General features: G+C 74.5%; 13 protein-coding genes. 4 read left to right on the top strand and 9 right to left on the bottom strand.

Annotated features, from left to right (window positions below; all coding sequences use genetic code 11):
- Positions 1–72: 72 nt before the first annotated feature.
- Positions 73–1,842, bottom strand: a complete 1,770-nt coding sequence (ilvD, locus tag O2V61_RS15465; protein WP_269184153.1) for a dihydroxy-acid dehydratase — start codon at positions 1,840–1,842, stop codon at positions 73–75.
- 13 nt (positions 1,843–1,855) lie between these two features.
- Positions 1,856–2,815 carry a bile acid:sodium symporter family protein gene (locus tag O2V61_RS15460; protein ID WP_269184152.1) on the bottom strand — a complete coding sequence of 320 codons (960 nt, stop codon included), beginning with the start codon at positions 2,813–2,815 and terminating at the stop codon, positions 1,856–1,858.
- A gap of 140 nt (positions 2,816–2,955) precedes the next feature.
- Between O2V61_RS15460 and O2V61_RS15455 the strand changes: the two genes are divergently transcribed.
- Positions 2,956–3,783: a helix-turn-helix transcriptional regulator gene (locus tag O2V61_RS15455; RefSeq protein WP_269184151.1), complete on the top strand. Its 828-nt coding sequence runs from the start codon at positions 2,956–2,958 to the stop codon at positions 3,781–3,783.
- 45 nt (positions 3,784–3,828) lie between these two features.
- Entirely contained in the window at positions 3,829–4,191 is a 363-nt protein-coding gene (locus O2V61_RS15450) for a PH domain-containing protein (RefSeq protein ID WP_269184150.1), read from the top strand.
- 60 nt (positions 4,192–4,251) lie between these two features.
- On the opposite strand, the gene O2V61_RS15445 is transcribed toward O2V61_RS15450, so the two are convergent.
- Positions 4,252–5,217, bottom strand: a complete 966-nt coding sequence (locus O2V61_RS15445) for a 2-hydroxyacid dehydrogenase (RefSeq protein WP_269184149.1) — start codon at positions 5,215–5,217, stop codon at positions 4,252–4,254.
- A gap of 65 nt (positions 5,218–5,282) precedes the next feature.
- Here O2V61_RS15445 and O2V61_RS15440 point away from each other — a divergent pair, with 65 nt between their 5' ends.
- Positions 5,283–6,434 (top strand): PQQ-dependent sugar dehydrogenase, encoded by a 1,152-nt coding sequence (locus O2V61_RS15440; protein ID WP_269184148.1) that lies wholly within the window; start codon positions 5,283–5,285, stop codon positions 6,432–6,434.
- A gap of 16 nt (positions 6,435–6,450) precedes the next feature.
- On the opposite strand, the gene O2V61_RS15435 is transcribed toward O2V61_RS15440, so the two are convergent.
- Genes O2V61_RS15435 through gatC form a run of 5 tightly spaced genes read right to left on the bottom strand, consistent with a single transcriptional unit; the run spans position 6,451 to position 10,533 of the window.
- Positions 6,451–6,993 (bottom strand): GNAT family N-acetyltransferase, encoded by a 543-nt coding sequence (locus O2V61_RS15435; protein WP_269184147.1) that lies wholly within the window; start codon positions 6,991–6,993, stop codon positions 6,451–6,453.
- Between the two features lie 9 nt (positions 6,994–7,002).
- The gene (gene gatB / locus O2V61_RS15430) at positions 7,003–8,511 is read right to left on the bottom strand and encodes an Asp-tRNA(Asn)/Glu-tRNA(Gln) amidotransferase subunit GatB (protein ID WP_269184146.1); all 1,509 of its coding nucleotides are present in this window, start codon (positions 8,509–8,511) and stop codon (positions 7,003–7,005) included.
- Positions 8,508–8,720: a hypothetical protein gene (locus O2V61_RS15425; protein WP_269170875.1), complete on the bottom strand. Its 213-nt coding sequence runs from the start codon at positions 8,718–8,720 to the stop codon at positions 8,508–8,510. The genes gatB and O2V61_RS15425 overlap by 4 nt, the downstream gene beginning before the upstream one ends.
- Positions 8,717–10,237: an Asp-tRNA(Asn)/Glu-tRNA(Gln) amidotransferase subunit GatA gene (gene gatA, locus O2V61_RS15420; RefSeq protein ID WP_269184145.1), complete on the bottom strand. Its 1,521-nt coding sequence runs from the start codon at positions 10,235–10,237 to the stop codon at positions 8,717–8,719. The genes O2V61_RS15425 and gatA overlap by 4 nt, the downstream gene beginning before the upstream one ends.
- Positions 10,234–10,533 carry an Asp-tRNA(Asn)/Glu-tRNA(Gln) amidotransferase subunit GatC gene (gene gatC, locus O2V61_RS15415; protein WP_269158853.1) on the bottom strand — a complete coding sequence of 100 codons (300 nt, stop codon included), beginning with the start codon at positions 10,531–10,533 and terminating at the stop codon, positions 10,234–10,236. The genes gatA and gatC overlap by 4 nt, the downstream gene beginning before the upstream one ends.
- 214 nt (positions 10,534–10,747) lie before the next feature.
- Here gatC and O2V61_RS15410 point away from each other — a divergent pair, with 214 nt between their 5' ends.
- Positions 10,748–11,392, top strand: a complete 645-nt coding sequence (locus O2V61_RS15410) for an ACT domain-containing protein (protein ID WP_269184144.1) — start codon at positions 10,748–10,750, stop codon at positions 11,390–11,392.
- Between the two features lie 21 nt (positions 11,393–11,413).
- Here the strand turns inward: O2V61_RS15410 and ligA are convergent, their stop codons facing one another.
- Positions 11,414–13,603, bottom strand: coding sequence for an NAD-dependent DNA ligase LigA (gene ligA / locus O2V61_RS15405; protein ID WP_269184143.1), 2,190 nt, complete (start codon positions 13,601–13,603; stop codon positions 11,414–11,416).
- Positions 13,604–13,635 lie beyond the last annotated feature (32 nt).

Raw genomic sequence — 13,635 nt, 5'->3', positions numbered from 1 at the left:
GCGGGAGGGCGCCGGCAACAGGGCGGACGGCCCGGCCTCACCCGTTCGGGCAGGGCCGGGCCGGTGCAGACGTCAGCCGCAGACCGCGCCCTGGGCCGCGGAGCCGACCAGCTTCGCGTACTTGGCGAGCACCCCGCGGGTGTAGCGGGGCGCCGGCGGCGCCCAGCCCTCCCGGCGGCGGGCCAGCTCTGCGTCGTCGACGAGCAGTTCCAGCGTGCGGGCGGCCAGGTCGAGCCGGATCCGGTCGCCCTCGCGGACGAACGCGATCGGGCCGCCGTCGGCCGCCTCCGGGGCGATGTGCCCCACGCACAGGCCGGTGGTGCCGCCGGAGAACCGGCCGTCGGTGAGCAGCAGCACGTCCTTGCCCAGCCCGGCGCCCTTGATCGCACCGGTCACGGCGAGCATCTCGCGCATGCCGGGGCCACCGCGCGGCCCCTCGTAGCGGATGACCACGACGTCGTCCTTGGCCAGCGTGCCCTCGGTGACGGCGTCCATCGCGCCCTGCTCGCCGTCGAAGACGCGGGCGGTGCCCTCGAAGACGTCGGCGTCGAAGCCGGCGGACTTCACCACCGCGCCCTCCGGCGCGAGCGAGCCACGCAGGATCGTCAGCCCGCCGGTCTTGTGGATCGGGTCGCCCATCGCGCGGATGATCGCGCCGTCGGGGTCCGGGGGGCTGAGCTCGGCGAGGTTCTCGGCCAGCGTGCGACCGGTGACGGTGAGCACGTCGCCGTGCAGCAGGCCGGCGTCCAGCAGGGCGCGCATGACCACCGGGACGCCGCCGATGCGGTCGACGTCGGTCATCACGAACCGGCCGAAGGGCTTCACGTCGGCCAGGTGCGGCGTGCGGTCACCGATCCGGTTGAAGTCGTCGAGGGTGAGGTCGACGTCGGCCTCGTGGGCGATCGCCATCAGGTGCAGGACGGCGTTGGTCGACCCACCCAGCGCCATGGCCACGGTGATGGCGTTCTCGAACGCCTCCTTGGTCATGATCTGCCGGGCGGTGATGCCCTGGCGGAGCAGGTTCACCACGGCCTCGCCGGAGGCGATCGCGATGGCGTCGCGGCGGGCGTCGGGCGCGGGCGGCGCCGCGCTGCCGGGCAGGGCCATGCCCAGCGCCTCGGCCACGCTGGCCATCGTGTTCGCGGTGTACATGCCCCCGCAGGAGCCCATCCCCGGGCAGGCTGCCTTCTCGATGGCGGTCAGCTCGTCGCGGGTGATCTTCCCGGCGGCGCACGCGCCGACGCCCTCGAAGACGTCGATCAGGGTGAGGTCCTTGTCGCCGAGCTTCCCCGGCAGGGTGGAGCCGGAGTAGACGAACACGCTGGCCAGGTCGAGCCGCGCGGCGGCCATCAGCATGCCGGGCAGCGACTTGTCGCAGCCGGCCAGCAGCACCGACCCGTCGAGCCGCTCGGCGAACATGACGGTCTCGACCGAGTCGGCGATGACCTCGCGGGAGACCAGCGAGGCGCGCATCCCCTCGTGGCCCATGGAGATGCCGTCGGAGACGGAGATCGTGCCGAACTCCAGCGGGTAGCCGCCGGCGGCGAACACGCCCTCCTTGGCCCGCTTCGCCAGCCGGTCCAGGGACAGGTTGCAGGGGGTGATCTCGTTCCAGGACGAGGCGACGCCGATCTGCGGCTTGGCGAAGTCGTCGTCGCCCATGCCCACCGCGCGGAGCATGGCCCGGGCCGGGGCCTTGGCGTCCCCGTCGGTGACCTCGCGGCTGCGCGGCTTGACGTCGACGGTGCGGTCGTTGGTGGTGGGGCGGTCCTCGACGGTCGTCACGACCGGCGATGGTAGGCCGGTGGCCGCGGGCCCGGCGGTGGGCTGGGTGGTGGTCATGGCGTGCTCCTGATCAGGGACGGGGGCCGGGGGCACCGGCCGGGAGGGTGGGCTCGGGCTCGGGCGCGGCGCTCCGGCGCGCCCAGTGACCGGCCAGCAGCGAGCCGGAGACGTTGTGCCAGACGGAGAACAGCGCCGCCGGCAGCGCGGCCGCCGGGGAGAAGTGTGCGGTGGCCAGCGCCGCGGCCAGGCCGGAGTTCTGCATGCCGACCTCGATGCTGACCGCCCGCCGACCCTGCTCGTCGAAGCCGCAGGCGCGGGCCACCGCGTAGCCCAGCCCCAGGCCCAGCAGGTTGTGCGCGATGACCGCCACGACCACGAGCAGCCCCACCGACAGCAGGGTGTCCGCGCTCGCCGCGACCACGATCGCCACCACGGCGGCGATCCCGGCGACCGAGACCAGCGGGAGGAGGTCCAGCAGCCGCTCGATCAGCCGGGGGACGAACCGGCGGAGCAGCAGCCCCAGCAGGACCGGCACCAGCACGATCTGCAGGATCGAGGTGAACAGCCCGGCGCCGTCGACCGGGAGGTACTGGCCGGCCAGCCACAGCACCAGCAGCGGGGTGAGCAGCGGCGCCAGCAGGGTGGAGACCGACGTCATCGCCACCGACAGGGCCGTGTCGCCGCGGGCCAGGTAGACGATCACGTTCGACGCGGTGCCACCCGGCGCCGAGCCGACCAGCACCATCCCGGCCGACAGCGCCGGCGACAGGTCGAGCACCTGGGCGATCCCGAACGCCAGCCCGGGCATGACGACGAACTGGGTGGCCACCCCGGCCAGCAGCGCCCAGGGGCGGCGGGCCACGATCGCGAAGTCGACCGGCCGCAGGGTCATGCCCATCCCGAGCATGATCACCGCGAGCAGCCACGGGACCGCCGCCGTCCCCCCGGCGAACGCCCCGGGGACCGCCAGCGCCAGCGCGCCGGCGAGCACGACGATGACGGCGAACCAGCGCCCGACGAACGAGCTCACGCCCCTGACCCGGTCCACCCGTGACCCCCTTCGCGCGCAGCGGTGCGCCGGCCCAGCGTGCGGGCCGGTCGACGGGGGCACAAGAGAGCAGTGATGCTGGTACTGGCACCACCACCTCCGTCGTCCCGAGGAGCTCCCCCGTGACCGGTTCCCCCCGCACCGAGCTGGCGGCCTTCCTGCGCTCCCGGCGCCGGCAGGTGCAGCCGGCCGACGTGGGTCTGCCCGGGCACGGTGCCCGGCGCTCGCCGGGGCTCCGGCGGGAGGAGGTCGCGCTGCTGTCCGGGGTCAGCCACACCTGGTACACGTGGCTCGAGCAGGGCCGGGACATCTCGCCGTCCCGGCAGGTGGTGGACGCCGTCGCCCGCACGCTGCAGCTCTCGCCGGCCGAGCACCAGTACGTGCTGCGGTTGACCGGGCACGCCGCGACGGCGCCGGCCGAGCCCGGTCCGGCGGAGCTGCCGGCGCACGCCGTGCGGCTGCTGGAAGCGCTGGGCCCCTCCCCCGCCTTCGTCCTCACCCACAGCTGGTCGATCCTCGGGTGGAACACCGCCTACGAGCGGCTGTATCCCGGGGTGGCCACGGCGCCGGAGGACGAGCGGAACCTGCTGTGGGTGGTGTTCACCGACCCGGCCGTGCGGAGCCTGCTCGGCGACTGGGGCACCGACAGCCGGCGCTTCCTCACCCAGTTCCGCGCCGAGGTCGGCAGCCGGGTGCACGACCCGGCCGTCGTCGACCTGGTCACCCGGCTGCAGGAGGCCAGCGAGCACTTCCGGGCCGGCTGGGCCAGCCACGACGTCGAGTCGTTCAGCTCCAGCGAGCGCCGCTTCGAGCACCCCCGGGTGGGCAGCCTGCTGCTGGAGCACCACCAGCTCACCCTGGCCGACTCCCCCGACCTGCACCTGGTCGTCTACACGGCGGCCGCGGGCACGGACAGCGCGGCCCGGCTGGCCCGGCTGAGCCGCGACTGAGGCGTCGCCGGCCGGCCGGGGTGCCGGATCTGGGAGCATCGGGGCGTGGCTGTCGCCCGGATGCGGATGAGCCGGATCTCCCTCGTCCCCGTCCTCTTCCTGACCATCTGCGTGCTGCCGGTGACCGTCGCCAGCCCGTGGGCGTTCCTGCTGCTGCTGGTGCCGCTGGCGTTGGCGGTCTGGGTCCTCCGGGTCGGCGTCGACGTCGGGGACGGCGGGATCACCGTGCGGTCGCCGGTCGCCCACCGCACCATCGCCTGGGACGACCTGGCCGGCGTCCGGGTCGGGGAGCGCGCCGACCTGTGGCTGGTCACGACCGCCGGCACCCAGGTGCAGCTGCCGGTGCTGCGCGCCCGCGACCTGCCCCGCCTCGCCGCCCTCTCCGGCGGCCGCATCCCCGCCCCCTGATCGGCCCCCTCGCAGGGGCCCGCCGCGAGCTCGCGAGCGGTGGGGGGCGAGGGGGTCCTTCTAGTAGTCCGCGACGACGTTGCGCAGCGGCTCGCCGGCCAGCACCCGGGTCAGCTGCTCGGTGACGGCGGCGGTGGCGCGGGCGTTCGTGTCCGGCACCGCGCCGGCCACGTGCGGGGTGAGCAGCAGGTTGGGCGCCGACCACAGCGGGTGCCCGGCGGGCAGCGGCTCGGGGTCGGTCACGTCCAGCGCGGCGCGCAGCCGGCCCGAGGTCAGCTCGGCCAGCAGCGCGTCGGTGTCCACGACCACCCCGCGGGCGGCGTTCACCAGCAGGGCGTCGTCCTTCATCGCGGCGAGGAAGGCGGCGTCGACCAGGCCGGTGGTCTGCGGGGTCACCGGCACGATGAGCACCACGACATCGGCCTCGGGCAGCAGTCGGGGCAGCTCCTCGATGCCGCGCACGCCGTCGCGGGCGGTACGGGCGACGTAGGTGAGGTCGACGTCGAAGCCGGCCATCATCCGGCCGATCGTGCGGCCGATGTCGCCGGCGCCCACCATGAGCACCTTCGCGCCGATCAGCGAGTGCTCGGTGCGGAAGTCCCAGCGGCCGGCGTCCTGGGCACGGGTGAAGTGCGGGATGCCCCGCTGCGCGGCCAGCGTCGCGGCGACCGTCCACTCCGCGGTCGAGGGGGTGTGCGCGCCCCGGGCGTTGCACAGCGTGACCCGCTGGGGCAGCCGGCCGACGAACTTCTCCGCCCCGGCGCTCATCAGCTGGACCAGCCGCAGCTGCGGCAGCGCGTCCAGCACCTCGGCGGGGATCTCCCCGCCACCGCGCGGCACGAGCACCTGCGCCTGCGTCGCCTCCCCGGTGGGCAGCCCCTCGTCGGGGAGCCGGTGGGCACGGATGCGGGGCGAGACGGCCGCGACCGCCTCGGCGAGCGCCCGGGAGGGGACGAGCACGTGCAGCGTCTCCTCCCGGCCCAGGGGCAGCGTGGGGGCGGTGTCGGGACCGGTGACGTCGGGCACGGGTCCCGACCCTAGGGGGGTCACTCGGCGGCGGCGCAGCGGGCAGCCGCCGTACTGTTGCCGGGGTGGGACGACGGACGACGGCACCCGGTGCCCGGCGACGGACGGCACTGCTCCTGGGCGGGCTGCTGCTGGCCGGCTGCGGCGGCGGCTACGAGCCGGCCGGCCCGTTCCGCGAGGTGCCGCAGGGTCAGCCACCGCAGGTCGCCCCGCCGCCGACGAGCCCCGCGATCCCGGCTCCCGGCCAGCCGTCCACCCCGGGCGCCGACGACGACCAGGCCGGTGACCCGAACGTGGTCGCCACCGACCTGGCCGTCCCCACCGGCCTGGTGCTGCTCCCCGACGGGACGGCGGTGGTCGGTGAGCGGGACACCGGGCGTCTGCTCCAGGTCTTCCCCGACGGCGCCGAGCCCCGGGAGCTGATGACCGTGCCCGGCGTCGACACCGGCGGGGACGGCGGGCTGCTCGGGCTGGCCCTGTCGCCGACGTTCCTCGAGGACGGGCTGTTCTACGCCTACGTCTCCACCGCGACCGACAACCGGGTGGTGCGCTTCCCGATCGGCGGCACCCCCAACCCGGTGCTGACCGACATCCCCCGCGGCGAGGTGCACAACGGCGGCGGGCTGCTGTTCGGACCGGACGGCGTGCTGTACGTGGGCACCGGCGACGTCGGGGACCCGGCGCTGGCAGCCGACCCGGCATCGCCGGCCGGCAAGGTGCTGGCCATCGACGTGTTCGGTCAGCCCGCCGGCGCCGGCCCGCTCGTCAGCCGCGGGCACCGGGACGTCACCGCGCTGTGCCAGGGCGGGGACGAGCAGCTCTACGCCACCGACGACGCGCTGCAGGGGCCCGACGAGTTCAACGCCCTCGTCGGCGGCGGCGACTTCGGCCCCGGCGGCATCCCACCGGTGCTCGAGGTGCCCGCGGAGGAGGGCGGGCTGGGCGGCTGCGCGGTCACCGGCCCCTACGTCTTCCTCGGGGCGCTCGACGGGCAGCAGGTGCACGTCGCCGAGCTCGACGGCGGGCGGGTCCCGGTCGAGGAGCCGACCGCGTTCCTGGACGAGGACTACGGGCGGCTGCGCTCGGTGGCCGTGGACGCCGAGGGCGCGCTGTGGATCACCACCTCCAACCGCGACGGAGTGGGCACGCCGACCGAGGACGACGACAAGGTGCTGCGGGTGCTCCCGCCGACGTCCTCGGCAGGCTCTCCGCTCTGACGCGAGGCCGCCTGGGCTACCGGGCGAAGCGGTGGACGACGTGGTCGGGCGGGTCGACCGGGTTGTCCGGCACCAGCTCACCCTCGGCGTACCAGGTCGCCCCGGCGCGGCGCAGGGCCCGCCACGAGGCCTCGTTGCCCAGCGCGACCGCCACCAGCACGTCCTGCGCCTCGGGGTGGTCGGCGAAGCCCTGGGAGACGGCGGCCGCGATCATCGCCGCGCCCAGCCCCCGGCCACGGGCCCCCGGTTCGCCGACCAGGTAGTCGATGCTCAGCGCTCCCGCGGGCACCTCGCAGATCGCCGACAGCTCGGCGAGCGACTCCGGCTCGTCGGCGAACGCGTACACCTGCACCAGTCCGAACGGCTCACCGTCGTGCAGGCCGAGGTACACCGCGGTCGGGTCGGTGCCGTCGACACTGGGGCCGTACCGCCGTTCGACGGCCGCCGGGCTCGGGTCGTCGTCCCACCAGCGGGCGACCAGCGGCTCGGCCAGCCAGCGGCAGAGCAGCGGGAGGTCCGCCCGCCGCAGCGGGCGCAGCTCGACGGCGGGCAGCCCCACCGCCCCAGGCTAGGAGCCCAGCACCCGCTCCTCCAGCATCCGCTTCACGGTGGGGGCATCGGCCTTGCCGCGGGTGGTCTTCATGACCGCCCCGACGAGCGCACCCAGCGCCTGCACCTTGCCGGCCTTGACCTTGGCGATGACGTCGGGGGCACCGGCGATCGCGGCCTCGACGGCGGCGACCAGCTCGTCGGACTCCCCCATCACGGCGAGCCCCTGCGCCTCGACGACCTGCGCCGGGTCGCCCTGGCCGGCCAGCACACCGTCGAGCACCTGGCGGGCCAGCCCGTCGTTGATGGTGCCCGCGTTGACCAGGCCGACCAGCTCGGCCACCTGCGCCGGGGTGACCGCCAGCTCGCCGAGCTCGGTGCCGGCCTCGTTGGCCCGGCGGGCGAGGTCGCCCAGCCACCACTTGCGGGCGTCACCCGGGGTGGCGCCGGCGGCGACGGTCTGCTCGACCAGGCCCAGCGCGCCGGCATTGGCCAGCCAGGTCATCTCCGTGCCGGAGATGCCCCACTCCTGCTGGAGCCGGGTGCGCCGGGCGGCCGGCAGCTCGGGGAGCTCGGCGCGCAGCTTCTCGATCCAGTCGGCGTCCGGCGCCAGCGGCACCAGGTCGGGCTCGGGGAAGTACCGGTAGTCGGTCGCCTCCTCCTTGCTGCGCCCGGAGGAGGTGCTGCCGGTGTCCTCGTGGAAGTGCCGGGTCTCCTGCACGATCCGGCCACCGGAGTCGAGGACGGCGGCCTGCCGGCGCATCTCGAAGCGGACGGCGCGCTCGACCGACCGCAGCGAGTTCACGTTCTTGGTCTCGGTGCGGGTGCCCCACTCCAGGTCGCCGACCGGGTTGAGCGAGATGTTCACGTCGCAGCGCAGGCTGCCCTGCTCCATCCGGACGTCGGAGACGCCGAGGGCCTGGACGATCTCGCGCAGCTCGGTGACGTAGGCGCGGGCGACCTCGGGGGCCAGTCGGCCGGCGCCGGGCACCGGGCGGGTGACGATCTCCACCAGCGGGATGCCGGCCCGGTTGAAGTCGATCAGCGAGTGGTCGGCGCCGTGGATGCGCCCGGTGGCCCCACCGACGTGCAGGTTCTTGCCGGTGTCCTCCTCCAGGTGCACCCGCTCGATCTCCACGCGGTGCGTCGTCCCGTCGACCTCGACGTCCAGGTGGCCGGCAACGCACAGCGGCTCGTCGTACTGGCTGGTCTGGAAGCCCTTGGGGATGTCGGGGTAGAAGTAGTTCTTCCGGGCGAACCGCGACCAGTTCGCGATCCGGCAGCCCAGCGCCAGGCCGATCTTGATGGTCGCCTCGATGGCGGCGGCGTTGGCGACCGGCAGCGAGCCGGGCATGCCCAGGCACACCGGGCAGGTGTGGGTGTTCGGCTCGGCACCGAAGGTGGTGGCGCAGCCGCAGAACATCTTGGAGGCGGTGCCCAGCTCGACGTGGGTCTCCAGCCCGATGACCGGCTCGTAGCGGGTCAGGACCTCGTCGAACTCGACCAGCCGGTCGGCGGTGCTGGTCATGGCTTCTCCTCCGGGTGGTCGATCGGGCCGGACGTCGTGCTGCGGCCGGTGGTGGCGCTGCGGGTGGTGAACCAGGCACCGATGGCGGTCAGCACGCCGAGGACGATGAAGACGGCGAAGATCGCCTGACCGGTCACGGCCCACAGCACCGCGCCGGCGACGATCACGAAGACCGTCAGCCCCCAGGCTGCCTTCATGGGCCCGTTCACGCGGCACCCAGCTCGTCGAGCAGCCGGTGGCCACGGGTGGCGTCCTGCGCGGCCTCCAGTGCAGCGGCGATGCGGTAGCACCGCTCGTCGGCCAGCGCCGGCGCCATGACCTGCAGCCCGACGGGCAGCCCGTCCGACAGCCCGCTGGGCACGGAGATCGCCGGGAGCCCGGCCAGGCTGGCCGGCAGCGTGCACAGGTCGGCGGCGTACATCGCGATCGGGTCGTCGACCCGGGCGCCGATCGGGAAGGCGACCGTGGGCATGGTGGGGCTGACCAGCACGTCGACGTCGGCGAAGGCGGCACCGAAGTCGCGGGTGATCAGCGTGCGCACCTTCTGCGCCTGGCCGTAGTAGGCGTCGTAGTACCCGCTGGAGAGCGCGTACGTGCCCAGGATGATCCGCCGCTTGACCTCCGGGCCGAAGCCCTGCTCCCGGGTCAGCGCCATGACCTCGTCGAGGTCGCGGCTGCCGTCGTCACCGGCCCGCAGGCCGAACCGGACGCCCTCGTAGCGGGCCAGGTTGCTGGAGGCCTCGCTCGGCGCGATCAGGTAGTAGGCCGGCAGCGCCAGGTCGAAGGAGGGGCAGGAGACCTCGGTGACCTCGGCGCCCAGCCCGGCCAGGACCTCGATCGCCTCGCGGGTACGGGCCAGCACGCCGGGCTCGTAGCCGTCGGTGTGGCCCTCGCCGCCGAGCTCGCGCACGACGCCGACCCGCACGCCGCGCAGGTCGCCGGCCGCGCCCTCGCGGGCAGCGTCGGCCAGCCGGGCCAGCGGGGTGTCGATGCTGGTGGAGTCACGCGGGTCGTGGCCGCCGATGACCTCGTGCATCACCGCGGCGTCCAGCACCGTGCGAGCCATCGGCCCGGCCTGGTCCAGGCTGGAGGAGAAGGCGATCAGGCCGTAGCGGGAGACCGAGCCGTAGGTCGGCTTGTGCCCGACGAGCCCGGTCACGGCGGCCGGCTGCCGGATGGAACCGCCGGTGTCGGTGCCGATCGACCAGGGCGCGAGGTGCCCGGCGACCGCGGCGCTGGAGCCACCGGAGGAGCCGCCGGGGATGCGGTCGGTGTCCCAGGGGTTGCGGGTCACCTGGTACGCGGAGTTCTCGGTGGAGGAGCCCATCGCGAACTCGTCCATGTTGGTCTTGCCCAACAGCACGGTGCCGGCCTCGGCGAGCCGGGTGGCGACGGTGGCGCTGTACGGGGGGAGCCAGCCCTCGAGGATCTTCGAACCGCTCGTGGTCGGCACGCCCTCGGTGACCACCAGGTCCTTGAGGGCCACCGGGACCCCGGCCAGCGGGCCGAGCTCGGCGCCGGTGGCACGGGCCTGGTCGACCGCGGCGGCCGCGGCGAGCGCGGCGTCGTCCTCGACGTGCAGGTAGGCGCCGAGCCGGCCGTCGTCGGCGGCGATCCGGTCCAGGTGCGCGCGGGTCACCTCGACGGCGCTCACCTCCCCGGAGCTCAGCAGCCGGGAGAGCCCGGCGACGTCGACGCGGGTCAGGTCACTGCTGGTGCCGGTCACTCGGCGTCCCCCAGGATGCGCGGCACGCGGATGCGGCCGTCCTCGGCGGCGGGCGCACCGGCCAGCACGACGTCGCGGGACAGGCTCGGGGTCACCTCGTCGGGACGGAGCACGTTGGTCAGCGGGACGGCGTGGGTCATCGGCGGCACGTCGGCCACCGCGGCCTCACCCACCCGGGCGACGGCGGCGAGCACCTGGTCGAGCTGCCCGGCGAACCGGTCCAGCTCCTCGTCGGTGACGGCCAGGCGCGACAGACGCGCCAGGTGTGCGACGTCCTCACGGGAGATGCTGCTCATGCTGCGCTGGGACCCCACTTCGGCGGCCGGACGGGCCCGGCCTCGACTCGCTCCACGACCCAGCCACTGTACGTGGGACGCCGCGGCCCTCCGACCGCGAGCCGGGGTTGGTCCGGGGGCCCTCCATGGGGGAGGCTGCCCCCTGTCCGCGATCGACGGCGATCGACCTGCTCCAGCACGCCGTCCGGGGGAATCCGTGTCCTACCTTCTGCGATTGGTCGTCCCCGACCGGCCCGGCACGCTCGGTGCCGTCGCCACGGCCCTCGGCCGGGCCGGCATCGACATCGTCTCCGTCGACGTCCTCGAGCGCGGGAACGGCGTGGCCGTCGACGACATCGTGGTGGAGCTCCCCGCCGACCGGGTCGCCGACAGCCTGATCACCGCGGCGACCGCCGTGCCGGGCGTGCAGGTCGAGTCGCTGCGCCCGTTCGCCGGTCCGATGGACACCCACCGGGAACTGGAGCTGCTGGAGGCGCTCGCCCCGGCCGGGGACGGCACCGCCAAGGTGCTCGCCACGGAGCTCCCTCGGGTGTTCCGCAGCGGGTGGGCGGTGGTGCTCGCCGGTTCTGCCGACCAGCTCACCGTGCTGGCCGCTTCGGACGCTGCGCCGTCGCTGGAGGGCGTCCGCACCCCGTGGCTGCCGCTGACCACGCCCCTGCTGCTGCCCAGCGAGGGCGAGTGGGTGCCGCGCCGCTGGCAGGAGATGGCGGTGGAGATGATGGCCGCACCGCTGGACCCGGGCACCGCCGTGCTGCTGGGCCGGTCCGGCGGGCCGGTGTTCCGCCGCTCGGAGCTGCTGAGGCTGGCCCACCTGACCGGGCTCGCCGCGACGGTCACCCGGCTCCCCCCGGCCGACTGAGGAAGGGCCCGGGCGGGGCCGTCAGGCTCCGGCGGGCTCGGCAGGCTCGGCGGGTGCCGTGCCGTCGCCGATGGTGGCCACCTCGCGGGCGGCGTCCGGCCCCTGCTCGAGCAGGACCGTGAAGCCGTCGTCGTCCAGGACCGGCGCCTTCACCGCGACCGCCTTGTCGTACTTGCTGCCGGGGTCGGCGCCGACGACGACGAAGCCGGTCTTCTTCGACACCGAGCCGGTGACCTTGCCCCCGCGTTCCTGGATGGCGGCGATCGCCTGGTCCCGGCTGTGGTCACGCAGCGACCCGGTGACGACGACGGTGATCCCGGTGAGCGGACCGGGCCCGGAGTCGGACTCGGGGTCCGCCATCCGGACGCCGGCGGCCCGCCACTTCTCCACCACGTCGCGGTGCCAGTCGACGGCGAACCAGTCGCGCACCGCGGTGGCGATGGTCGGCCCGACGCCCTCGGCGGCGGCGAGCTCCTCCTCGGTCGCGGCCATCAGCCGGTCGATCGAGCGGAACTCCCGGGCGAGCGCCTGCGCCGCCGTGGGGCCGACGTGCCGGATCGACAGCGCCACGAGCACCCGCCAGAGCGGGACGTCCTTGCGGGTCTGCAGGTTGGTCAGCAGCCGCTTCCCGTTGGCGGAGAGGGTGCCGTCCTTCTTCGTGAAGAAGTCGGTGCGGCACAGCGCGTCCTCGTCCAGGGTGAAGACGTCGCCCTCGTCGGTGAGCAGCCGGCTCTCCAGCAGTGCGGTCGCCGCCTCGTAGCCGAGCACCTCGATGTCGAAGGCGCCGCGGCCGGCGACGTGGAAGACCCGCTCCCGGAGCTGGGCGGGGCAGGACCGGGCGTTCGGGCAGCGGATGTCGGCGTCGCCCTCCTTCTCCGGCCGCAGCTCGGTGCCGCACTCGGGGCAGTGCGTGGGGAAGACGAACTCCCGCTCGGAGCCGTCGCGGGCCGCCACGACCGGGCCGAGCACCTCCGGGATCACGTCGCCGGCCTTGCGGATCACCACGGTGTCGCCGATCAGCACGCCCTTGCGCGTCACCTCGCTGGCGTTGTGCAGCGTGGCCAGCTGCACGGTGGACCCGGCGACCTTCACCGGCTCCATGTAGGCGAACGGGGTGACCCGCCCGGTGCGGCCGACGTTGACCCGGATGTCGTGGAGCTTCGTCGTCGCCTCCTCCGGGGGGTACTTGAAGGCGATGGCCCACCGCGGCGCGCGGCTGGTCGACCCGAGCCGGCGCTGCAGGGAGACCTGGTCGACCTTGACGACGACGCCGTCGATCTCGTGCTCGACGGCGTGCCGCTGCTCGCGGTAGCGCTCGATGTAGGCCCAGACGCCGGGGAGGTCCTCGACCACCTCGTACCGTTCGCTGACCGGCAACCCCCAGGCGCGCAGCTGCTCGTAGGCGTCGGACTGGCGGGCGGGCTCGAAGCCGCGGCGGGCGCCGATGCCGTGCACCACCATGCTGAGCGGGCGCTTCGCCGTCTCCCGGGCGTCCTTCTGCCGCAGCGAGCCGGCCGCGGCGTTGCGCGGGTTGGCGAACGGCGGCTTGCCCGCCTCCACCAGCCCGGCGTTGACCTCGGCGAAGGCGGCGACCGGGAAGTAGACCTCGCCGCGGACCTCGAGGAACTCCGGCACGTCGTCCCCGGTCAGCTGCTGGGGGACGACGGCCAGGGTGCGCACGTTGGCAGTGACGTCCTCCCCCGTCGTCCCGTCGCCGCGGGTGGCCGCCCGGACCAGCCGGCCGCGCTCGTAGACCAGGTCGATGGCCAGCCCGTCGACCTTCAGCTCGCAGAGGTAGCCGGCACCGGCGGCACCATCGCGCTCCGCGCGGGCGGCCCAGGCGGAGAGCTCGTCGGAGGAGAAGGCGTTGTCCAGGCTCTGCATGCGCTCCGGGTGGGTGACCGGGGCGAAGGTGGCGCCGAAGCCGCCGTTGACCTTCTGACTGGGCGACTCCGGCGTGACCAGCGCCGGGTGAGCGGCCTCCAGCCCCTTCAGCTCACCCATCAGCTCGTCGTACTGACCGTCGCTGACCAGCGGAGCGTCCTGCACGTAGTAGGCGAAGGCGTACCGGTCGAGCTCCTCGGACAGGTCGCGGTGCCGGGTGCGGGCCTCGTCGGGGACCTCGGTGACGTCCTGCCGATCGACGGGTGCCTCGACCGCGGGCTGGTCGGCCCCGTCCACCGTGTCCTGCTCCCCTGCCTCGCTGCTCACGGACGAGACGTTATCCGGCGGCTCCGACGGGA

It is taken from the genome of Modestobacter sp. VKM Ac-2985, assembly GCF_026967925.1.
Lineage (GTDB): Bacteria > Actinomycetota > Actinomycetes > Mycobacteriales > Geodermatophilaceae > Modestobacter.
The sequence above is the reverse complement of the archived record's forward strand: the minus strand, read 5'-3'. Positions and strand labels throughout refer to the sequence as shown.